This window comes from Pseudomonas sp. R76, assembly GCF_009834565.1.
Classification (GTDB): Bacteria; Pseudomonadota; Gammaproteobacteria; order Pseudomonadales; family Pseudomonadaceae; genus Aquipseudomonas.
The window spans coordinates 884,476-904,498 of the sequence record NZ_CP019428.1 but is presented as its reverse complement, the minus strand read 5'-3'; the positions used below and the strand labels follow the sequence as shown (position 1 = coordinate 904,498).

19 protein-coding genes and 2 pseudogenes are annotated in these 20,023 nt (G+C 56.6%); 8 read left to right on the top strand and 13 right to left on the bottom strand.

Translation table 11 applies throughout. The features are described from left to right. Positions 1-28 precede the first annotated feature (28 nt). The 6 genes from PspR76_RS03890 to PspR76_RS03865 are packed head-to-tail and all read right to left on the bottom strand — an operon-like array spanning position 29 to position 5,303. Positions 29-1,393, bottom strand: a complete 1,365-nt coding sequence (locus tag PspR76_RS03890) for a His-Xaa-Ser system-associated MauG-like protein (protein ID WP_202982187.1) — start codon at positions 1,391-1,393, stop codon at positions 29-31. Between the two features lies 1 nt (position 1,394). Next, complete coding sequence (locus tag PspR76_RS03885; RefSeq protein ID WP_159954049.1) at positions 1,395-1,790, bottom strand: TIGR03982 family His-Xaa-Ser system protein; 396 nt, start codon at positions 1,788-1,790, stop codon at positions 1,395-1,397. Further along, on the bottom strand, positions 1,787-2,416 hold the full coding sequence (hxsA, locus tag PspR76_RS03880) for a His-Xaa-Ser repeat protein HxsA (RefSeq protein WP_159954048.1): 630 nt from the start codon (positions 2,414-2,416) through the stop codon (positions 1,787-1,789). The genes PspR76_RS03885 and hxsA overlap by 4 nt, the downstream gene beginning before the upstream one ends. Further along, positions 2,409-3,590, bottom strand: coding sequence for a His-Xaa-Ser system radical SAM maturase HxsC (gene hxsC / locus PspR76_RS03875; protein ID WP_159954047.1), 1,182 nt, complete (start codon positions 3,588-3,590; stop codon positions 2,409-2,411). Before hxsC ends, hxsA begins: the two co-directional genes overlap by 8 nt. Beyond that, positions 3,583-5,028, bottom strand: coding sequence for a His-Xaa-Ser system radical SAM maturase HxsB (gene hxsB, locus PspR76_RS03870; RefSeq protein ID WP_159954046.1), 1,446 nt, complete (start codon positions 5,026-5,028; stop codon positions 3,583-3,585). The genes hxsC and hxsB overlap by 8 nt, the downstream gene beginning before the upstream one ends. After that, positions 5,025-5,303 (bottom strand): hypothetical protein, encoded by a 279-nt coding sequence (locus PspR76_RS03865; RefSeq protein ID WP_159954045.1) that lies wholly within the window; start codon positions 5,301-5,303, stop codon positions 5,025-5,027. The genes hxsB and PspR76_RS03865 overlap by 4 nt, the downstream gene beginning before the upstream one ends. Before the next feature lie 980 nt (positions 5,304-6,283). On the opposite strand from PspR76_RS03865, the gene PspR76_RS03860 reads away from it, so the two are divergent. The 6 genes from PspR76_RS03860 to pgeF all read left to right on the top strand — a co-directional run bounded on the left by PspR76_RS03860 (position 6,284) and on the right by pgeF (position 12,111). Then, complete coding sequence (locus PspR76_RS03860) at positions 6,284-7,138, top strand: HNH endonuclease signature motif containing protein (RefSeq protein WP_159954044.1); 855 nt, start codon at positions 6,284-6,286, stop codon at positions 7,136-7,138. Between the two features lie 148 nt (positions 7,139-7,286). After that, on the top strand, positions 7,287-7,508 hold the full coding sequence (locus PspR76_RS03855; RefSeq protein WP_159961311.1) for a hypothetical protein: 222 nt from the start codon (positions 7,287-7,289) through the stop codon (positions 7,506-7,508). Between the two features lie 297 nt (positions 7,509-7,805). Continuing rightward, a complete protein-coding gene (locus PspR76_RS03850; protein ID WP_159954043.1) occupies positions 7,806-8,639 on the top strand; it encodes an EamA family transporter in 834 nt (277 codons plus the stop codon). A gap of 101 nt (positions 8,640-8,740) precedes the next feature. Further along, on the top strand, positions 8,741-9,520 hold the full coding sequence (locus tag PspR76_RS03845) for a PhzF family phenazine biosynthesis protein (RefSeq protein WP_159954042.1): 780 nt from the start codon (positions 8,741-8,743) through the stop codon (positions 9,518-9,520). A 36-nt stretch (positions 9,521-9,556) separates the two neighbouring features. Continuing rightward, a complete protein-coding gene (ggt, locus tag PspR76_RS03840; RefSeq protein WP_159954041.1) occupies positions 9,557-11,386 on the top strand; it encodes a gamma-glutamyltransferase in 1,830 nt (609 codons plus the stop codon). A 23-nt stretch (positions 11,387-11,409) separates the two neighbouring features. Then, positions 11,410-12,111: a peptidoglycan editing factor PgeF gene (gene pgeF / locus PspR76_RS03835; protein WP_159954040.1), complete on the top strand. Its 702-nt coding sequence runs from the start codon at positions 11,410-11,412 to the stop codon at positions 12,109-12,111. Positions 12,112-12,302: 191 nt separating this feature from the next. On the opposite strand, the gene ddlA is transcribed toward pgeF, so the two are convergent. Then, positions 12,303-13,397, bottom strand: coding sequence for a D-alanine--D-alanine ligase (gene ddlA, locus PspR76_RS03830; protein WP_159954039.1), 1,095 nt, complete (start codon positions 13,395-13,397; stop codon positions 12,303-12,305). Between the two features lie 44 nt (positions 13,398-13,441). Next, complete coding sequence (locus tag PspR76_RS03825) at positions 13,442-14,080, bottom strand: LysE family transporter (protein WP_159954038.1); 639 nt, start codon at positions 14,078-14,080, stop codon at positions 13,442-13,444. Positions 14,081-14,219: 139 nt separating this feature from the next. On the opposite strand from PspR76_RS03825, the gene PspR76_RS03820 reads away from it, so the two are divergent. Continuing rightward, the gene (locus tag PspR76_RS03820) at positions 14,220-15,029 is read left to right on the top strand and encodes an AraC family transcriptional regulator (protein ID WP_159954037.1); all 810 of its coding nucleotides are present in this window, start codon (positions 14,220-14,222) and stop codon (positions 15,027-15,029) included. A gap of 119 nt (positions 15,030-15,148) precedes the next feature. Here the strand turns inward: PspR76_RS03820 and PspR76_RS03815 are convergent, their stop codons facing one another. Continuing rightward, positions 15,149-16,492: an MFS transporter gene (locus tag PspR76_RS03815; protein WP_442966815.1), complete on the bottom strand. Its 1,344-nt coding sequence runs from the start codon at positions 16,490-16,492 to the stop codon at positions 15,149-15,151. 123 nt (positions 16,493-16,615) lie between these two features. Here PspR76_RS03815 and PspR76_RS03810 point away from each other — a divergent pair, with 123 nt between their 5' ends. Next, positions 16,616-17,500: a LysR family transcriptional regulator gene (locus PspR76_RS03810; protein ID WP_159954035.1), complete on the top strand. Its 885-nt coding sequence runs from the start codon at positions 16,616-16,618 to the stop codon at positions 17,498-17,500. Positions 17,501-17,503: 3 nt separating this feature from the next. Here the strand turns inward: PspR76_RS03810 and PspR76_RS03805 are convergent, their stop codons facing one another. From PspR76_RS03805 to PspR76_RS03795, 4 genes and pseudogenes are all read right to left on the bottom strand, one after another. Further along, the gene (locus tag PspR76_RS03805; protein WP_159954034.1) at positions 17,504-18,079 is read right to left on the bottom strand and encodes a flavin reductase family protein; all 576 of its coding nucleotides are present in this window, start codon (positions 18,077-18,079) and stop codon (positions 17,504-17,506) included. Between the two features lie 60 nt (positions 18,080-18,139). Then, positions 18,140-18,568 (bottom strand): annotated as a pseudogene (locus PspR76_RS31585) (methyl-accepting chemotaxis protein); the annotation flags it as partial. A gap of 111 nt (positions 18,569-18,679) precedes the next feature. Further along, a pseudogene (locus tag PspR76_RS31580) lies at positions 18,680-19,366 on the bottom strand (PAS domain-containing protein); the annotation flags it as partial. Positions 19,367-19,560: 194 nt separating this feature from the next. Continuing rightward, a complete protein-coding gene (locus PspR76_RS03795) occupies positions 19,561-19,893 on the bottom strand; it encodes a DUF2790 domain-containing protein (protein WP_159954032.1) in 333 nt (110 codons plus the stop codon). Between the last annotated feature and the right edge of the window lie 130 nt (positions 19,894-20,023).

Here is a 20,023-nt window from a genome sequence, read left to right as displayed (position 1 = left end):
ATTCTATGTGTTCACGATATTGCGCGACTCACTCGACAATGAACTGATTCATCCCTGAGGGTACTGATTTAGGCAGCGCTTCATCCGTTGACAATATAGGGTCTGATTGCAGTGCCTCTAAAAACGCAACGACTGCCTGCACGTCGTTTGGCGCCATCGGGTAGATCTCGGCAAGGATGGGGGAGCGGTACCTCAGCAGGCGCCCCGCGAGTTCCGCTTCGCGAGGTCGACCTTTCTGTGCGGCAAACATTAATGGAATGGGGTTGAAGTGATGACTAATGACTTCTTCCAAGGATGTGAATACCCCGTTGTGCCCCCATGGCCCAGTTCGCGTGACATTACGTAGCGGTGGAGTGCGAAATTGAAAGCGATCTATGGCCAACCCCGTCGCTTTTGCCCTTCCATAATCTAAATAACCTCCGTGCTTGCCAACATCGAGTTGCGGCACGGCAAGTCCGTGATATTTAAAGTCCGAGAACTCCTCACCTGTATGACAAACCGCGCAGCGCCCTTTGCCGAAGAAAATCATCGCTCCTTTTTTTTGCTGCTGGGATAAAGCTGCGATTTCTCCTCCTACATACATATCCCAAGCTGCTGGTTTAAGCTGAAACGCTAAGGAAATGTATGCTGCCAAGGCATTACCGACATGAGTAATATTAAACTCGCTTGTATCCGGATAAGCTGACTGGAAGAGTTTTCTATATTCTGATTGCATAGTGGTCGAGGAGACTGAAGTGCCTAGTAAGCGTTTAACCAAATTACTATATACATTCAGAGTTCGCTCTTGAAAATTATCAGGGTCAACTGTTATGTCGACTAAATCCGCATGGTAGGTGGTTTCACTCTCACCCCCGCGGCGTCCAGATCGGCCCAGCATTTCATCAGGTTCCACTTGGGGAAAGCTTGCTGCCACGGCAAGTAGATTTTCGAATCCCTTAGGCAATTTATTACCCATAGGCGATTCAAAACTCCCATTTTCGCCCATCTGTACTCGTCCGTCCCAAAATAAAGCAGTAAAATCGCTCTTTCCACGATTAAAAAAAGGGAGCACATTTCTCGGTACGACGAAGGCTTCTGGAGATTTAAGCCTTTGTTCCCCCACTCCGCTTGAGCCGATACCCACGGCCATAGGCAACCCGTCAACACTGCCTTTGCTTCGGACGTGACAAGTCGCACAAGTCGTGTTGTTTGGCCCCCCCATAATGGGGTCAAAAAACAGCATCTGCCCTAACTTTTCCTTCGGCCCCATGGACAACGTTCTGCTGGTCATGGGTTCAACCCGGTATGCAGCGAGCACCTTCCTCAGAAGTTGATCTTCATGACTAAGTTGTGACGCCTGCAGATGGCTAATCGAAGAAAGGAAAAGAAAATACGTAAGAACCCACCTTCTCATATTAAAATCTATCCATGCGATGAGCATCGACCATCTGCTGTACCGTGATTTGTTCTACTTCAAGTACCTCCAAGCCTAACATTGCCAGTCGGTCTTCTGATAATCCATTTATTAATAGCTTTTTACGAAGTAAGTCGTATTCGTGACAGACAATCATCCCAACGTCTGCACTTAACCTGAGACGTTCTGTGTGTGGATCATTTCCGATCAAGTCCCGTAGGGCAGCTTCCTCATGCATAGCCAAGTCGCACTCTAAAGCGAGTCGCTTGTACTCATCACCATGACTATATTCGGCGATAAGCGGTCGAATATAATCATGGAAGACAATTAAGCACAGTCCGATCACACATATCATGGGAGCCCAAAATCGAATATTTCTATAGATCTTGCGATTCATTTGGGAACAATCACGCCTAAGGCGTTCAGTGTTTGCGTACCCATCATGCCATCTACAGGCAAGCGGTTATGAGACTGGAATAATTTCAGTGCCACACGAGTTTGCTCGCCCATCACGCCGTCTATGGTGCCAGGCTCATAACCTTTGATAATCAAACCCATCTGTACGCGCCGAATTAACTCCATGAGTTTTTTATTATTAGGGTCAAAATCTGAGCCGATGGGGCTGACTGTCGTAGGTCTTCCTGCGTCTACAGGATTTCGGCTACCGGTGGAACCACCAAGACTGTTCGAGCCGTTCGTTCCAAAGTTGCTTGAGTAAGGCGTTTTTGGTGCTGAATAGGCAGGACTAGGGGGGGAATAAGTCTTACTTGGAGCAGTGTAAGTCCGGCTTGGAGTAGAGTAAGAACCGCTTCCTGAACTGTGAGATGAATGCGAGGAATGTGACGAGTGGGATCGATGGGCGGCGTATAGGTTGTCGCCTGGCATGTTAAGGGGACGTAGACTGACCGGATCGAGTCTGCTGGCGAAAGGGTCCTTCAGTCCCTGCTCCAGGGCTTGCACATCAGTGTTCACCATAGAAGTCCCGGCGACGAATGCTGAAAGCGAAGTGATGAATTTAGACATTGATAATCCCTTCAATTTTTTGGATTTTCATCGAATGTTTATCTGGGTGATGCCATGAAAAAAGCCCTGCACAATCTGTTTTCACGCTGCAAGTAGCACAGTCCTCAGCAAACGTACGCTTCCAATCGGAGATGCTTTTGTGTGCATACGGCCACAGAGTTTGTGGCAGAGCGCAGAGTGGAGCATTCATCAAAATGGCAGGTACCTTCGCTCGCTTCAGTGTCCTAAAACCGTGACTGAGTTCCGCGCTCCAGTCTCGAAGGTCAATGTCGGTCAGTTTGGGGTTAGCCAAAGCAAAGCCAACGGGTTCACATGCCATTAATGCGACTTCACGGACGAAAGGCAAATTACGACCAATGAATTCGCAAAGCGCTGCAAGGTTTTCCAAAACAGGGCGAATCAGCACGATTCTCAGCTGAACGGCTTGCCCAAATCGACGAAGATTCAGTAGACCCGCCAGTGTCTCCTCAAATGCCCCCGGACTCTGAACGACAAAGTCATGTAGAAAGTCAGCATGTCCATAGAGCGGTACCATCCATGTCACGCGCTCACCCAGCCCCTTTAACATGCGCTCAGCATAGATCGAGTCAGCTAACAGTCTTCCGTTGCTCAACACGTCGTACCTAGTGCTAGGGTGTTGATGAGCAAAGGTATCAAGCACTAGACGCAGATGCTCGCCCAACAACAAAGGCTCCCCTCCGGAAAATCCCAATATATACGGAGAGCTAGCTATATGATTGGCGACTTCTACTGCCTCGTTTACCAGCCAGCTATCATCATGTTTTGTCGGGGGCTGCGAGCACATGAGGCAATAGCTATTGCACCGATTGGTGAGGAAAACAGTGTGGTGCTGGTCCGTATACCGAAATAAGACATGCGCGTGATTCATATGGTCGGCAACGGCTACTACGTCTTCGTCCATCAGAATGCCATCGGTTTCAACTACGGTTTCCGACTGCCATTGGCCTGCAGCATAGAGATTAGGTGTCAGTAAAATCAGGTTAGTTAGCCCAGCATTACGCAGTTGCGCAACTTTGGTGATCCCCTCCACATCTGCGGCCCTCACTAAAAATCTCAATTCGGGTCGCCACTGCGCGCTCAAGTTCTCGAGGGAAATGACTCTAGCTACTGTTCGATATTCAACGCCATGCGTTTGTACACGGACCTTACGCATTGGAATGTCCAGCGGGGTGAGCCCAGCGGTAGGCAATATCGAGAAAAACGTCGTCGGCACCTCGTAACTTATGAAAAAAGTATTCGAAAAGCCATTTATGGCGTTTGCAGTGTTCAGTAAGCAAAGCAACAGCCCTCATGTCGCCAAATTCGGCTTGCGCCCCCACTGGATCAGGCCCACAAAAACTATTGAATGCGCAGGTTTCGCAGCCCACCGCTTTAGTAGAAATACTTGTTTCTATCAGCTGCCTCATGACAGGAGAAGTCATTAACTGTGCAAGAGAGTCACCAATAGAACCTAAACGTAAAGAGCAATCTCCCGTTTCGGCAAGCATCCGGGCCTCGTCGCTGGGATAGACATAACCATCGTAGTTGTAGACCAGAACAGCAAGACCAGACCCTGTCGGGCTTTGCAAGTCGACATAACCCGCATCGAAAGGTGATAAAAGCTTGTTAAAAATTAGTGCGGCGGTACCTTCGCGTAACTCAGTACCTCTGGCGTTCCATTCTAAGACACGATGCAAAGCTTTCTGATAAAAGTTTGTAAACTCTGGAAGGGTGTATCCCAAATGCTTGATGTTGCGCTTGGCAAATCCATACAAGCTTAAAGGTCGCATGAAGATTTCGGTAAATCCATTTTTTACATACTCGTCCACAATGGCCTCAGGGTACGCAAGAGAGGCTTTAGTTGTAGTCATCAATGCTGCAACCGCTTGTGGGCCTATGATACTCCGTGCCAGTTCGACTCCTGCTAAAGTCCGGGCATGCGAATCACGCGATGGTAATGGGCGGTTTTTATTGTGCAACGTTGCCGGGCCGTCAAGGCTCGTTGAGAGGTAAACCTGATTACTTCTAAAGTACTCACACATCCCAGCGGTTAACTGGTGCAATGTTGATGTGACCACGAAACGGATACGGCGCTTGTGTTGCAGATTCATTTTTTGAATAAGATCAACTGCTCGTTGAATAAGATCAAAACGGAGCAACGGATCGCCACCTTGAAACTCAATTGTCAGAGCATCGGCCTGACTTTGAAAGATAGTCGCGCAAGCATCATCAATCTGAGTTGGGGTCATTGAGTGCCCTACATCTTCAAGGCGTCTGCTGACTTGGCAGTATTGACAAGAATGTTCGCATTGAAGGGTGGGCACAATTATATGCAGTGACTGACCTGCCAATACAGTTTCTTTTCGGGCTGCTATTCGTGATCGTAATAGTTCTTGAGTTCCGGAAGATTTTTTTCCGGTTAGAAAATACTTAGATTGTAGTTCGGCGCGCTTTTTGAGCTCTAGATTTTCAGGTGCTTGAACTAGACTCAACAATTCCTGTTGCGTCAAAAAGGCATGATCACCTGCAGCACTAACAGCTACAACGGACTGATCGTCGAATCGATGAAAACCGAATGGCAGCAGGTCTCCCACAATGATGTTGGCGTTCATTCAGAGACCCCAATAAACATATCCAACCGCACTAAGTTGTTGGGTGGAATTTTCCTACGAGTAACTTCGTCATCCAATAATTGCGTCAAAAGCTCGTTAAATTTGTGAGTGTTCGATTTTTTTGAACAGCGCGCCTGAAAGCCCGCGTCCACCTGCCGCAACTCGTACCCTCGATGAATCAATTCAGCTTGAATAGAAAGTGATAAAGGTCGATTGATATCGATCCAAAGCTCGGCCAGAGATGACTCAGGAAAGATGAGATTGATATTCGTCACGGGCAACATTCCATTGGTTTGCTTTATACATTGGCTCCATCCCAAAGAGCTGATTGCATGCAGACGTGGCCTGCCGAGCAGGCCGATTCCAAAATTACATTTTTACTCTGAGCTCAAATCTTGAAGAAAGATAGCAATATGATGTCGCTCCGTCCAAATTTTTTGCCTGACACAAATCCGCACAGCTCAAAGCAGTTTGCCTGCTAAAAAAATAGGTGGGCTATACCCGAGTCGTGCACCTCTGACTGACAGCTTTTGGCCGGTAGCGGCCCTTCTAAGCGAAAGCCCCTAGTTCGATGACACACGCCGTAATCATCACAAAACAGCTCCTCCCAAGGCGTTCATTGATGTAACACCTATTTGCCATGTAACACGCATATCGGCAAATCAGCCACAGCTGTGTAACACAACAAAAATACTTTAAAATCAGATGTTTATCTAACCATGTAACACGCGTAACACCCGTAACACGGTTCTATTAGGGTATCCCCCTAGCCCCATTAGTATTGCTCCTCCAGCGAAGCGATGTGGGTCATGCTCTTAGCTTTGGTTCGGTTGTGGGGACCCTGGAGCACTCTTGAAGGTACGGGGTAGGAAACCCGCGCGTTCGTGTTAGCGGCTGGTTTTTTTAAGTTGGTTGACAGGTTGACGTGGTTGACACCCATTACCGTGGTTGACGCTATGCAGGTGTTCACTATCAGCAACAGATACACCCACCTTTACCGAAGCTGTAACGATGGCCCTTTTTCTTCAAGATCCTTTCAATTTCAACGATTGAAATTTCAGTAACTTCCAATGCCTCCCACTAACTCGATCCCGCGGGTTTCATGCCCCGTACCCATCGAAAGCTCTCAGGGTCCCCGGCGACCTTTTGACATCCGAGCCTCATATGATCCACGAGTAGACTATTTGTCACGAGGCACTATGTCTGGCACGCGCAAACAGGCTAGGTTAGTCCCATACCTTAAAGAGTAGATTTCATGGCCAGCGCACAGAGGAAGATCAAGCCGGCACTCAAACGAATTTTGATCGAAAAAGCGGGGGGTAAATGTGCGAATCCTGGATGCTCTAACTGGCGCGTCCACATCCATCACATAAAACATTGGGCAATCTACAAGGCCCATACCGCTGATGACATGATTGCAGTCTGCCCTTCGTGCCATGACGCCGCACACTACGGGCACCTCCAAATCACCGATGAAATGCTTTACCAATGGAAAGACATAGTTCGAGCCTCTCTCCCTAACTCGATTCATCTATACGTTGAGCCAGGAGTTGAACTGAAGCTTCTGACGGGCAGCATCAGCTTCACCACGACAAATGATCAGGCCGCTTTGTTTGAGCTATCCAACTCAAACCACCTAAAGATTCGAGTACTAGATCGGGATCTACTGCTCGTAAGCATTCGGCTGCAGGACCAATCGGGAAAGGAGCTTCTACGAGTCATAGAGAATCATGTTCGAGTAGCCAAGAATGAAAGCATTATCTTTGACTATCGCGCTGGGCGAGTGAGGGTGACGGTACCGGCCACCGAGGACTTTGTTCCACGCTGGCTCATACAGCAAATTCAAGCCCGGAACCCTGATTTTGCAGCGAACAACCGCATCGTCGCGCTAGACATCGAAGTGGTAAAACCTGGCATCGTGAGGGTACAGGGATGCTGGCCCGATAAAGATGTAGCCGTGGTGATCACCCAAGATGAATTGAGTTTCTGCTCTCGCGAGCGTCCAAAACCATTGACTCTTGTGGGAGAAGGCGAAGGTTCCGTTATCGTTTATGCGGGGCCCATCACAAGCGCCCTATTCGGCTTCGCAGGTGTACCAGCGGCGGGTTAAATGCTCTCCCGACTGCTTTGACATGAGTGACGCATGGCCCATGCTTGCATCTTTTCCTGTATCACCTCAAAAACGAGAACACTCTAGAGCCAATAGATACTTGGGCTCTACAGCCAGGTTCAAAGGAACGCAGCCCTTGGAGATCGCTATGGTAGATGTCTCACTGCTTGCATCACTGCTAAAGCGCATGAATGAAAACCAACTGGCATTGGGGGCAGCTATCGAGGAGCTGTCGAACTGGGTTGAGCAAAGAGGATCTACAGACGTGGCACAAAACATCCGAGGGGCACTGGACACCTTGGATGAAAATGCAGGATTCATCACCCTCGCCCTCGCCTCACTGGCGGCAGAAGGTCGGACAAAGAAGTAACTACCCGGCCGAATAGCAACAAAACACCAAACATCTGGCGGTGCTTTACCTAGTGGAGTACGACGATATCTGTAGCCAGAACAACGCAGCGTGTATGCCTATGTGTATGCCCAACTTAAACACAACACATTAAATACTTTAAATACAAAGCCTTATACTGTCAGTTCAAATGACTGTGTACCACCAAGTACTAAAAACGGCTTACCGAAAGGTAGGCCGTTTTTTTATGCCTGCCGAAAAGTGCTCAGGCATACTCGCAGCGGCCCACACACCACAACGCTGCTTTGAGTGCCATCCATGAGCTTCGACGTATTCGCCATCATCCTGCTCGGCGCTGCTCTGCACGCCACCTGGAATGCCGTGGTCAAAGGTGGCGCCGACAAGCTGTTGACCACCTGCATGATCGCCTCCGTCGCCTCGTTGATCGCGTTGGCCGCCACCCCGTTTCTGGCGTTGCCGGCAAAAGAGAGCTGGCCGTTCATCGGTGCGTCGGTGATTCTCCAAGTACTGTATTTCGTGCTGGTGGCCTCGACATACCGCATTGCCGACATGAGCCAGACCTACCCGATCATGCGCGGTACTGCGCCGCTGCTGGTGGCGACGGTGAGTGTGCTTGTGTTGTCCGAGTCATTGTCGGCGTTCGCCTGGCTCGGCATTGCGGTGATTTCTCTGGGCATCTTGAGCATGGCCATAGCCCCATCAACAGGACCGCGCAAAGGCTTGGCCCTGGCATTGATCAACGCAGGAGTGATCGCGGGTTATACCCTTATCGATGGCCTGGGCGTGCGCAAGTCCGGCGCGCCGGTGGCTTACACGCTGTGGATCTTCCTGCTGACCGGTATTCCACTCGCAGCGTGGGCGTTAGCAGCCCGGCGCAGGGTGTTCGTTGACTACGTAGCCGGTAACTGGCACCTGGGCATCGTCGGCGGCGTGGGCACGATAGCCTCCTATGGCCTGGCGCTTTGGGCCATGACCGCCGCCCCCATCGCCACCGTTTCAGCCTTGCGCGAAACCTCGATTTTGTTCGGCGTGGTGATCTCGGCATGGGTGCTGAAAGAACACCTCACGCGCGTGCGCATCATTGCCGCGTGTGTCATTGCTGCCGGGGCGATGCTGCTGCGCCTGGGCTGAGCAGGCCTTGGTGTTCGCGCGCAAAAAAACTGCGTATCTGTATTTTGACGCCTCCCCGAGCCACTGTTAGTGTCCAGCCTCCCCTACACGGAGTGCCCCGGATGAAATTGGATATCTACCAAGTCGACGCTTTCAGCCAACAGCCTTTCGGCGGCAACCCGGCAGCCGTCTGCCCGCTCACCGAGTGGCTGCCAGACGAACAACTGCAAAATATCGCCGCTGAAAACAACCTCTCCGAAACCGCCTACTTCGTACCCCGTGGCGATTTTTATGAGTTGCGCTGGTTCACCCCCGAAGTCGAAGTGGACCTGTGCGGCCATGCCACGCTGGCCGCGGCGTGGGTGTTGATCCACCAGCTGGCGGATGCGCCTGAAGTGTTGCGTTTTGCCACTCGCAGCGGCGAACTTCGCGTGACGCGCAATGGCGACGAACTGGCGATGGATTTTCCGGCCAAACAGCCCCAGCCCTGCGAGCCGCCAAGCGGCCTGTTGAACGCATTGGGGATTGAACACGCCGAGGTGTTTGCCGCTGATGACTACATCGTATTGGTTGACGACGAAGCTCAAATCGCCGCCCTGACGCCGGACTTCGCACGCCTCAAGGGCTTGCCCAAACGCGGGATTGCGGTGACGGCCAAAAGCACCCGGCTTGATTTTGTTTCACGCTGGTTCGGCCCCAACGTGGGCGTCAATGAAGACCCGGTCACCGGCTCCGCCCACACCTCGCTGGCACCGTTCTGGGCCGAGCGTTTGGGCAAGTCAATATTGACCGCCGAACAGGGCGGCAAGCGCCGTGGGCAACTGCGCTGTGAACTCAAGGGCGATCGCGTGATCATTTCGGGCCATGCCGTGCTCTACCTGCAAGGCGTGATTTACCTGTAAAAAGCAGTACCCCAAGGACAACAGATCATTCTCAAAATGAACGGAGTTCAGCGCGTGTTTTCGATTTCCCGCCGTCAACTGTCAGTGATTGCCGCAGCCCTCGCCCTGGCCGGCTGTCACGCCCCCGTCACGGAACAACCGCCGGCGCCGGAGTTGGGGTCGGGTTATCGCACCGACCTCAGCACCCGCCACGCCGAGCGCCATATGGCCGCCGCCGCCAACCCGCTGGCCGCCGAAGCCGGGCGCGAAATGCTGCGCCAGGGCGGCTCGGCCATTGACGCGGCGATTGCCATGCAGGCCGTGTTGACCCTGGTGGAACCGCAGTCTTCCGGCATCGGCGGCGGCGCGTTCATCATGCTGTGGGATGGCAAAAACGTGCACGCGTATGACGGCCGCGAAACAGCGCCGGCCGGGGCGACTGAGCGCTTGTTCCTTAAAGCCGACGGCACGCCGATGGCGTTTCCCGAAGCGCAGATTGGCGGGCGTTCGGTGGGCACGCCGGGCGTCTTGCGGGCGTTGGAAATGGCACACAAGAAGACCGGCCACCTGCAATGGGCCAAGTTGTTTGAACCGGCGATTCGTTTGTCGGAGCAAGGCTTTGCGATTTCCCCGCGCCTGCACGCGCTGATTGCTGCCGACCGGTACATCGCGCAATCACCCGACATGGCCGCCTATTTTCTGAATGCCGACGGCACGCCTAAAGCCACCGGCACCCTGTTGAAAAACCCGGCGCTGGCCGCCGTGTTCAAACGCATCGCCAAGGAAGGGCCGGACGCGTTGTACCAAGGGCCGATTGCCGATGAGATCGCGCGCAAGGTCCAGGGCAACCGCAATGCGGGCAGCCTGTCCCAGGCCGACCTCAAGGGTTACACCGCCAAGGAACGCACGCCGCTGTGCACTGACTACAAGCAATACCAACTATGTGGCATGCCACCGCCGTCGTCGGGCGGGATTGCCGTCGCACAGATCCTGGGCACGTTGCAGGCCCTGGAAACCCGCGACCCGCGCCTGGCCATCGCACCAATGAAGCCGGTAAAAAGCACCTCACCCGCTGGCCTTGAGCCCACACCGCAAGCCGTGCACATGCTCGCTGAAGCCGGTCGGCTGGCGTTCGCCGACCGCGCGCTGTACGTGGCCGACGCCGACTTCGTGCCGGTGCCGACTGCCGGCCTTGTCGCCCCGGACTACCTGGCCAAGCGCGCCGCGCTGATCGGTGAGCGCAGCATGGGCATTGCCAAGCCGGGCACACCTGCGGGGGTCCAGGTAGCGTACGCCCCGGACCGCTCGCCATTGCGCATTTCCACCTCGCAAGTGGTGGCGGTGGATGACCTGGGCGGCGCCGTGTCGATGACGACCACGGTGGAAGCGGCGTTCGGTTCGCACGTGATGGTTCAGGGCTTTTTGCTGAACAATCAGATGACCGACTTCTCGTTCATCCCTGAAGAAAACGGCCAACCGGTGGCCAACCGCGTCGAGCCCGGCAAACGCCCACGCTCGGCCATGGCGCCGACGCTGGTGTTCGACCGCAAGAGCGGCGAGTTGCTGGCAACCGTGGGTTCACCGGGCGGTTCGCAGATCATCGAATACGTGAGCAAATCCTTGGTTGCAATGCTTGATTGGAACCTCGACCCGCAAGCGGCCATCAGCCTGCCCAACTTTGGTAGCCGCAACGGTGCTACCGAGCTGGAAGCCGGCCTGTTCAGCCCCGCAGTGAAGCAAGCGCTGAGGGACAAGGGCCACGCGTTAAGCGAGATTGATATGACCAGCGGCATTCAGGCCATCGTTCGCACGCAAGATGCCCAAGGCAAGGTGTCACTGAGCGGAGGCGCCGACCCTCGGCGTGAAGGCGAAGCGGTCGGCGATTGAGTTTATTGAGCGGAGAGCGTCCCTTGCAGCAGGCAAACAATCTCGGCGCCCTCCCCGGCGTCGACCATGGTTTTTGTTCGATCAATGACCCGTTGCGACCGGACGAGGTGTTCATCTGCAAGCAGGTGCACAGTGCCACGGTGATCGAGTGGCAGGCGGATCAGGTGACCAATACCGTTGAGGCGGATGGTGTGTTTACGGGCGAGCATCAGCCCATCGCGGTGATTACCGCCGATTGCCTGCCCGTGCTTATCGCTGCAAAAAACGGCGAAATGGTTGCCGCAGTGCACGGCGGCTGGAAGGGGCTGCAAGCCGGGATTATCGCCAATGCCGTGCAGCAATTTGCCGCCCAGGGCATCGCCGTGGACCAGTTGCACGTCGCTATCGGGCCGTCGATCAAACCCTGTTGTTACGAGGTAAGCGAGAGCTTTATTGCGCAGTTTCAGGCGGACCAGGGGCACTTGTGGCACCTCGAACAACCGGCCCCTCAACTGTCACCGCAGATTGCGCCGCCCCATGCAAGACAGACGGGAAGCGCCTGGTTTGATTTGAGTGGTTACGGGGTGATGCTGCTGCAAGCGGCGGGGCTGGGCCGTGAGCAGATCGAAGTCAGTGAGGTGTGCACTTATTGCACCTCACCGACCTTTGCCAGCTACCGCAGGCGGACACATAACCCTGCGGAGCCGAAGACGCTGATCTATTCGTGGATTGCTCGAAAACCCTAAAGAAGCCCCTCCACTCTTTGACGAGCGGGCTTGTCGTGGCGAGCGGGCTTGCCCCGCGTTGGGCTGCGAAGCAGCCCCAAAACAATCACCGCGTCCTTCCTGACAGCCCCCGTCAAACCGACTGGGGGCGCTTCGCGCCCCAACGGGAGCAAGCTCCCTCGCCACAGGGTTGACCCTCACACCTGCTAACGTCAGCGACTGATCTTCAAGCCCTTGCGCCCCGCATGCCGCTCCAGCGCCAGCTCAATCAACCGGCTGACCAACTCGCTGTAACTCATCCCCGCCGCCTGCCACAGCTTGGGGTACATGCTGATGCGAGTGAAGCCGGGCAGTGAGTTGATTTCATTGATCAGCACTTCACCGTCGTCGGTGAGGAACACGTCGACGCGCGCCAACCCGGCACAGCCCAACACCTCGAACGCTTGGATGGCAAGGTGGCGAATGCGCTCGCTGGCCTCGACGCTGATATCCGCCGGCACCACCACTTGGGCGGCCTGGTCATCGATGTACTTGCTGTCGTAGGAATAAAAGCCGCTGCCGACGACGATCTCGCCACAACCGCTGGCGATGGGGTTGTCGTTGCCCAACACGGCACATTCAATTTCGCGCCCTTGCACGGCGGATTCCACCAGCACCTTTTCATCAAAACCCAAGGCCAGTTCGACGGCGGCATGGTACTCGGCCTCGTTGCCGACTTTACTCACGCCCACCGAGGAACCCTGGTTGGCGGGTTTGACGAACATCGGCAAGCCCAGCGTGTTCACTGCCATGGCAAAAGAGGTGCGCGCCGCATTGCGACGGTTCAGGGTGATGAACGGGGTGACGGCAATCCCGGCATCGCGCAGCAGGCGTTTGCTGATGTCCTTGTCCATGCACACGGCCGAGCCGAGTACATCGGAGCCGACGAAAGGCAAGTCAGCCATACGCAGCAACCCCTGCAGGCAGCCGTCTTCACCGAGCGTGCCGTGGACAATAGGCAAGATCACATCGATGTGTTGCAGCAGGCCCTGACCCGAGGTTTCCACCACTTGCTGGCTGGCCTTGCCCGGCACCACCGCCAATTCGCGGTTGGATTGGTTGAGGGCGATCAGGGCCGGGTTTTCCTGGTTGATCAGGAAGTTCGAGGTGTCGTTGAGGTGCCAGTGGCCGGCCTTATCGATGCCGATCAGCACGGGCTCGAAGCGCGAACGGTCAAGTGCGTCGACGATATTGCGCGCCGATTGCAGCGAGACTTCGTGCTCGGCCGAACGGCCACCAAAAATAATACCTACCCGCACCTTGCTCATGACTCGGCCTCACTGTTGAAAGTAAGGCTTCTTACCATGAGCGGTCAGCGATTCGCCACCAGATGTGCACCGAACAACAGGTAGCAACCACCGGCAAACCGGTCGAGCCACTTGCGTGAACGGCTGTAAAGGTTGGCCATGCGCTCGCTGGAAAACACCAGGGCTACGCTGGTGTACCAACTGAATGACAAGGTGGCCATGGTGATGACCGCCAGGGCCAACAACGTTGGCGACGGCGAAGGCGGCATGGTCGAGGCAAAGGCCGTGGCGACGAACAGCGCGGCCTTGGGGTTGGACAGGTTGCCCAGCAAACCGAAGCGCCAGGCGGAGAACAGCGAGCGCCGGGGTTCGTCTGGCAACATCGCCTGGTTGCTGGCAGGGGCCGAACGCTTGAACAGTTTCAGCCCCAGATAGATCAGGTAGCAGCCGCCGATGATCTTGAATGCCAGGTAGAGCATGGGCGCAGCGGTGAACAGCGACTTGATGCCCAGACCACCCGCCAGCCCCCAAATAATCGTGCCGCAGGCCACGCCGGCCGAGGCCACCACGCCATGTCGGCGCGAACAACTCGCCGCCAGCTGCGCGGTGTTGAAAAAGTTGGGGCCCGGTGTCACGACTGCCACCGTCCACAGCACGGCCAGTGAGACCAACGGCGCCACATAGGCGGGGTTGAAAAAATCCATAGGGGCAGCTCCGTCAGCGCAACGTACGAGCAACGATCATAGGCCTCGCTTTCACCCTGCACAATCGTACAAGACCCAGGAAGACAGGCCGATGCAGACTGGGTTAACGTGTTTCCACCACTACTTGTGACAAGTCACCATGGGCCAACCCACTTCCACCCTCGACTGGCTGCACCGCGCCCCGCACGCCAGCGGCCTGGACCGTATCGAAGCGTACTTTGCGGGCTTTGCGTTCGACCCGCATCGCCACGACACCTACGCCATCGGGCGCACGCTGTTTGGCGTGCAGAGTTACCACTACCGCGGCTGCATGACTCACAGCCTGCCCGGCACGACCATGGTGATTCACCCGGACGAATCCCACGACGGCCGCGCCAGCAGTGTTGAGGGCTTCAAGTACCGCATGATTTATGTGGAGCCGGCGCTGATCCAGCAGATTCTCGGCGGCAGGCCGTTGCCGTTTATCCACAACGGCCTGTCGACGGACCCACGCCTGTTTCGCGCCAGCGAAGTGTTGCTGCAAAACCTGGACTGCCCGGTTGACCCGATGCAGGAGCAGGATGCGCTGTACGACCTGGCGCAGGCGTTGAGCGCTGCGTCGGGGGTGATCATCAGCCGTAAATCCTTCGATTATGTCGCCGCCGAACGCGCCCGGGAATTTATCCACAGTGCCTTGGGCCGCAGCATCACGCTGGATGAAATGGCCGACCATTGCGGTCGTGATCGCTGGGCCTTGTCGCGGGATTTCCGGTTGCTGTTTGGCACCAGCCCCTATCGTTACCTGACCATGCGACGGCTGGACTTGGTGCGCAGTTTGCTCGCCCAAGGCCAATCGCTGGTCGATGCGGCGCTGACTGCAGGTTTCACCGACCAAAGCCATATGACCCGGCAATTTCGCAGCACCTACGGCATGCCGCCATCGCGTTGGGTGAAGATGCTTGGGCGCTGAATAGCTGATTTGAAATGCAATCAATGTGGGAGCTGGCTTGCCTGCGATGACGGTCTGTCAGACATTCCTAAACAGACTGATCCGACGCTATCGCAGGCAAGCCAGCTCCCACATTAGAACTATGTTGTTTCCAATATCACGCTCGACGCTGGAGCCTGTTGTTTGAGCCGCAACGCCAACACCGCACCCACCAAGGCAATCGCCGCGCTCCACCACAACGCCAGTTCAATCCCGCCGGCATTCGCCACCGACACCAGCACCGCCAGGCCCAATGCGCCGCCGATCTGCTGGCTGGTAGACGCCATGCCCGCTGCCACGCCCTGCTCGCCCGGCCGAATCCCCAGCCCGGCCGCCACCCACATCGCCGTCCAGGTCATGCCCTGGCCAATGCTCAAGATGAAGATGCCCGGCAGCAACGACCAGAACCCCACACCCGTCGGCAGCGCCCAGCACACCAGCGCAATCCCCACCGCGCCCGCCAGTTGGCCGCTGACCAAGGTGTTACGCAACCCCAACTTGAGCAGCGAGCGTTCCGCCAGCCAGATGCCGAAGGTGCACACCAAAGTCGCCGGCAAAAACGCCAGCCCGGCCTGCAACACGCTGTAGCCATAGACCTGTTGGTAATACAGCGCCAGGAAGTAGTACTGCACGCCAAAGCTGCTCATGAACACCGCCGTCAGCACCATGGCCATGCGCAACTCGCGGTAGGCGAACAGGCGCAGCGGCATCAGCGGATCGCGGCCGCGATGTTCGATCCAGGCGAACAACCCGAGCAGCAACACCGCCAGGGCGATGCAACCCAGGGTCAACGGCGCCGCCCAGCCCCACTCCGGGCCTTGCACCAGCGAGAACACCAGCAAGGTGCCACCGACCGTCACGGTCAAGGCGTCGCTGATATCGAATTTGCGCCCGCGCACTCGTTCGCTATCAGCAGGAATCCAGTAACGCGCCGCCCAGGCGCAACCGCCCGCCAGCGGCACGTTCACCAGGAACACCGCTTCCCAGCCCCACACCTGCGTCAGCACGCCGCCGAGCAATGCGCCCAACGCCAAGCCCGCTGCCGACGCCGCACTCCACACCGCAAACGCCCGGTTACGCGCAGGCCCTTCGGCATAGTGGGTGTTGATCAACGCCAACGTGGCCGGGAACAACATCGCTCCACCCACGCCTTGTACCGCTCGCGCCAGCACCAGCAACATCGCGCTGCCGCCGAGCACCGCGGCCAGGGACGCCAGCGCATACAGCGACTGGCCCACCCGATACAACCGGCGCTTGCCGAGCAAATCCGTGGCCCGCCCGCCCAGCAACAGGAAGCCGCCAAAGGCCACACTGTAGGCGCTGACCACCCACTGCAACTGCTGGGCGGAAAAATCCAGATGCGTGCCGATTTGCGGCAACGCAACAAACACAATGGTTGCATCCAGGGCGATGATCAGTTGCGCGGTGGCCAGCAGTAAGAGCATCCAGCCGGAAGGTCGAGAGGAAGACATCACAGCGTCCTGCCTGAAAAATGAGAGGCGGCCAGTGTCTTTCATGCGCAACAGATGATAAATAGCGCTATCACTCTTTCAGTAATGACTTTAATCATGGATCTGAACGCTGTTCGACTGCTGGTCCGCGTGGCCGAAACTCGCAGCTTCACCCGCGCCGCCGGTGACTTGGGGCTGACGCAGTCCGGGCTGTCACGCGCCATCTCGCGCCTTGAAAACGAGCTGGGCGTGCGCCTGCTGCAACGCAATACCCGCAGCGTCAGCCTCACGCCCGACGGGCAGATGCTCTATGAGCGCAGTGCGCCGTTGTTGGCGGAATTGGCCGAAGCCGAAAAACTGATGCTCGACCGCCGCAGCACTCCGTCCGGCCTGTTGAAGATCAGCACGCCGTCGCTGTTCGGGCGCAAGGTAGTGATGCCGGTTATCGGCGAATTGACCTTGCGCTACCCCGACTTGCGTATCGAAGCGGTGATGACCGACCGCCTGGTGGATATCGTCGACGAAGGCTTCGACGCGCTGCTGCGCACCGGCGAAATCCAGGACCAACGCTTGATCGCCCGTGCCCTGCCGCCATTGCGCTGGGTCACGGTGGCTTCCCCGGCCTACCTGGCGCGTTTCGGCACGCCGCACAGCATTGATGAACTCAAGGACCACAACTGCCTCACCGTGCGCAATTTGCGCAGCGGGCGCATGGTGGATTGGCAGTTCATGATTGATGGCAACGTGCAGGACGTCAGCGTCGAAGGGCGGCTGATTTTTGATATTGGCGATGCGCTGGTAGACGGCGCGGTGGGGGGATTCGGCATCGCCCAGGTGATGGATTTTGCCGTGCGCGATGACCTGGCTGCGGGCCGATTGGTGCCGCTGCTGGAGGACGTTGCCGGGCGCAGTCGGGCGATTTCGCTGGTCTATCCGCCGTCCCGACAATATTCGCCGAAGCTGATGGCGTTTGCCGAAGCGCTGGCAAACGCACGCTGGTAAAACCTACAGCTGACGCCCGACCACCGGCTCGCCGATGGTGAGGAAATTCCCACCGGCGATGTGATGCAAGGTGCGCAATGAATCGTGGCCTTCGAAGTGCCAGTGCCCGTCGCTGAACACGCGTTCGTCGGCATAGGCCGCGACCACTTCGCCGAGGAATAAATCGTAGGTCTGCTGGTTATGAGGCTCGGGCAACAGACGGCATTCCAGCCACGCCACGCAACCTTCCAGCAACGGCGCTTCGGTGTGTTCACCGTTAAATGTCTGCAGGCCGTAGGCGGCGAACTTGTCGGTGTCTGCGCCGCTGGTGTTGCCGACCGTCTGCACCAGGTCGGCCTGGGCCACGCAAGGCACTTGCAGCACGAAGGTACCGGCGCCTTCCAGCAGTTGGCGGGTCCAGGTGGCCTTGTCCAGCACCACGGCGACTTTCGGCGGTTCGAAATCCAGCGGCATGGCCCAGGCAGCGGCCATGATATTGCGCTTGCCGTCGTGGGCCGCGCTCACCAGCACGGTCGGCCCGTGGTTAAGCAAGCGGTAGGCCTTGGACAGCGGAACGGGGCGACGGTGGGTCGGGCTCATGGAGGGACGGCTCTTCAAGCAAGAAAAAACCTACGATACCTCAAGCACAAGCCCGACGGGTCAGCTCGACAGCTGATTGGCGAACTGCCCGACCGCGCTGACCACTTTTTGCGCACCGTCCTGGATCTCCACAATCACCGTGCCCGCCTCGGCGGCCAGCGCCAAACCATGCTCGGCTTGCTGGCGGCCCTCGGTCATCAAGCTCACCGCATCACGGGCCATGTCCTGGTTCTGACGCACCACACCGACAATTTCCTCGGTGGCCTTGCTGGTACGCGATGCCAACTGGCGCACCTCATCGGCCACCACGGCAAAACCACGGCCTTGCTCACCCGCACGCGCGGCCTCAATGGCCGCGTTAAGCGCGAGCAAGTTGGTCTGCTCGGCGATGCCGCTGATGGTCTTGACGATGGTGCCAATCACTTGGGACTGGGCGTTCAGCGCCTCGATTCCGTCGCCGGCCTGCTGCATGTGCTTGGCCAGGTCACGCATGACATCCACCGCCTGCGTCACCACAGCGGTGCCGCGCTGGGCACTGTTGTCGGTGTGCAGCGAGGTGCTGTAGGCGATGTTGGCGGCTTCGGCCACGGCCTGTTCCTGATTGACCTGGTCGGTGATCACGGTGGCGAACTTGACCACTTTGTACAGCCGATCGTTGGCATCCAGCACCGGGTTGTAGGTCGCCTCGAGCCACACCACGCGGCCATGGCTATCGACCCGCTTGAAGCGCGCCGCAACAAATTCACCGGCGTTCAAACGCTTCCAGAACTGCTGGTACTCGGCGCTGTTGTATTCCTCCGGCTCGCAGAACATGCGGTGATGTTTGCCCTGAATCTGCGCCAGGCTGTAACCCATGCCACCGAGGAAGCGGTCATTGGCGGTCAACACATGCCCGCCAAGGTCGAACTCGATGACCGCCGTGGAACGCACCAGCGCGGTGATCAGGTTTTCATGCTCGCGCGACGCCTCGATGGTGCGAGTGAGGTCGCTGGAGTAGATCGAAAAATGCTTGATGCGCCCGTTCGAAGTGCGCACCGGTTGCAGGATCGAGCGCAGCCACGCCTCCTTGCCGTTGCCACGCATCAGCCGCACGGTGCCGGCGAAGTGTTCGCCGCGCACCAGGGCATTCTTGAAGCGCAGTTGAAACGCGTCCTGGCGCAGGTGTGTCGGCACCAGGTCATCAATGTGACGCCCCAGAATGTTGCTGGCCTGGTACGACAGTTCTTGCAGGAAGTTGGCGTTCGCCCACTCCACCCGGCCATCGGCGTCCAGCGTCAGGCACAGCATTTCGCTTTCCAGGCTCTCCTTGACCTGTTGCAAGCTGGACAACTCTTCGCGAAGAGCCGACAGCTCCTGCTTCAAACGGGTGTTGAACATTGGGCACCGATGGTCATTTGGGGAGGTGGATCTGACCTGCATCGGCGCTGTCGGCGTTTTCTGAAGCGTTTTTTCACGCCGGGCCAACTGTTTTCTTGGATCCATTAACCACCGTTATTTTTGCACACGCCCATCACTTGATACTCAAGGGTATTGAGCTTGCCGCTGGAGTCTTCATAAGTCATGCGCGACGGCACCGGGTTGCACGAACGGATCGGCGGCGTCACGTTGACGACTTTGGCAATGTCCAGCTTCATGCCGTAGCGGTAGGCCTGAACCTCAGGCATCGGTTTGCCCTTTCTTTCGGCGTAGGCCGCCATGGCTTTTTCATTGCGCTCCATCATCAGGGCAAAGGTGCGATCCCCGCCGCCTTCTGCCAAAGCACCGAATGACAAGACTGCCGCTAATACACCCAAGCCGATTTTAAAAGCGTTCATAACAGTTTCCTCGATTGAAAAGTTCAGTAACGAGACTAATCAACCGACCCTGTCGCAATGTTCACTAAAACATTACTTATCTGTTAGGTGGGCGTGAGTTTCCAGAATTGTAATGTTGACGCCACCTAAC

Coding starts and splice junctions, on each gene's coding strand:
- PspR76_RS03885 (WP_159954049.1), bottom strand. CDS start 1,790: ATGAATCGCAAGATCTATAGAAATATTCGATTTTGGGCTCCCATGATA.
- hxsB (WP_159954046.1), bottom strand. CDS start 5,028: ATGAACGCCAACATCATTGTGGGAGACCTGCTGCCATTCGGTTTTCAT.
- ddlA (WP_159954039.1), bottom strand. CDS start 13,397: ATGAGCAAGGTGCGGGTAGGTATTATTTTTGGTGGCCGTTCGGCCGAG.
- PspR76_RS03850 (WP_159954043.1), top strand. CDS start 7,806: ATGAGCTTCGACGTATTCGCCATCATCCTGCTCGGCGCTGCTCTGCAC.
- PspR76_RS03820 (WP_159954037.1), top strand. CDS start 14,220: ATGGGCCAACCCACTTCCACCCTCGACTGGCTGCACCGCGCCCCGCAC.
- PspR76_RS03810 (WP_159954035.1), top strand. CDS start 16,616: ATGGATCTGAACGCTGTTCGACTGCTGGTCCGCGTGGCCGAAACTCGC.
- PspR76_RS03855 (WP_159961311.1), top strand. CDS start 7,287: ATGGTAGATGTCTCACTGCTTGCATCACTGCTAAAGCGCATGAATGAA.
- PspR76_RS03795 (WP_159954032.1), bottom strand. CDS start 19,893: ATGAACGCTTTTAAAATCGGCTTGGGTGTATTAGCGGCAGTCTTGTCA.
- hxsC (WP_159954047.1), bottom strand. CDS start 3,590: ATGCGTAAGGTCCGTGTACAAACGCATGGCGTTGAATATCGAACAGTA.
- PspR76_RS03815 (WP_442966815.1), bottom strand. CDS start 16,492: ATGCTCTTACTGCTGGCCACCGCGCAACTGATCATCGCCCTGGATGCA.
- PspR76_RS03890 (WP_202982187.1), bottom strand. CDS start 1,393: ATGAGAAGGTGGGTTCTTACGTATTTTCTTTTCCTTTCTTCGATTAGC.
- PspR76_RS03860 (WP_159954044.1), top strand. CDS start 6,284: ATGGCCAGCGCACAGAGGAAGATCAAGCCGGCACTCAAACGAATTTTG.
- PspR76_RS03805 (WP_159954034.1), bottom strand. CDS start 18,079: ATGAGCCCGACCCACCGTCGCCCCGTTCCGCTGTCCAAGGCCTACCGC.
- ggt (WP_159954041.1), top strand. CDS start 9,557: ATGAACGGAGTTCAGCGCGTGTTTTCGATTTCCCGCCGTCAACTGTCA.
- hxsA (WP_159954048.1), bottom strand. CDS start 2,416: ATGTCTAAATTCATCACTTCGCTTTCAGCATTCGTCGCCGGGACTTCT.
- PspR76_RS03825 (WP_159954038.1), bottom strand. CDS start 14,080: ATGGATTTTTTCAACCCCGCCTATGTGGCGCCGTTGGTCTCACTGGCC.
- PspR76_RS03845 (WP_159954042.1), top strand. CDS start 8,741: ATGAAATTGGATATCTACCAAGTCGACGCTTTCAGCCAACAGCCTTTC.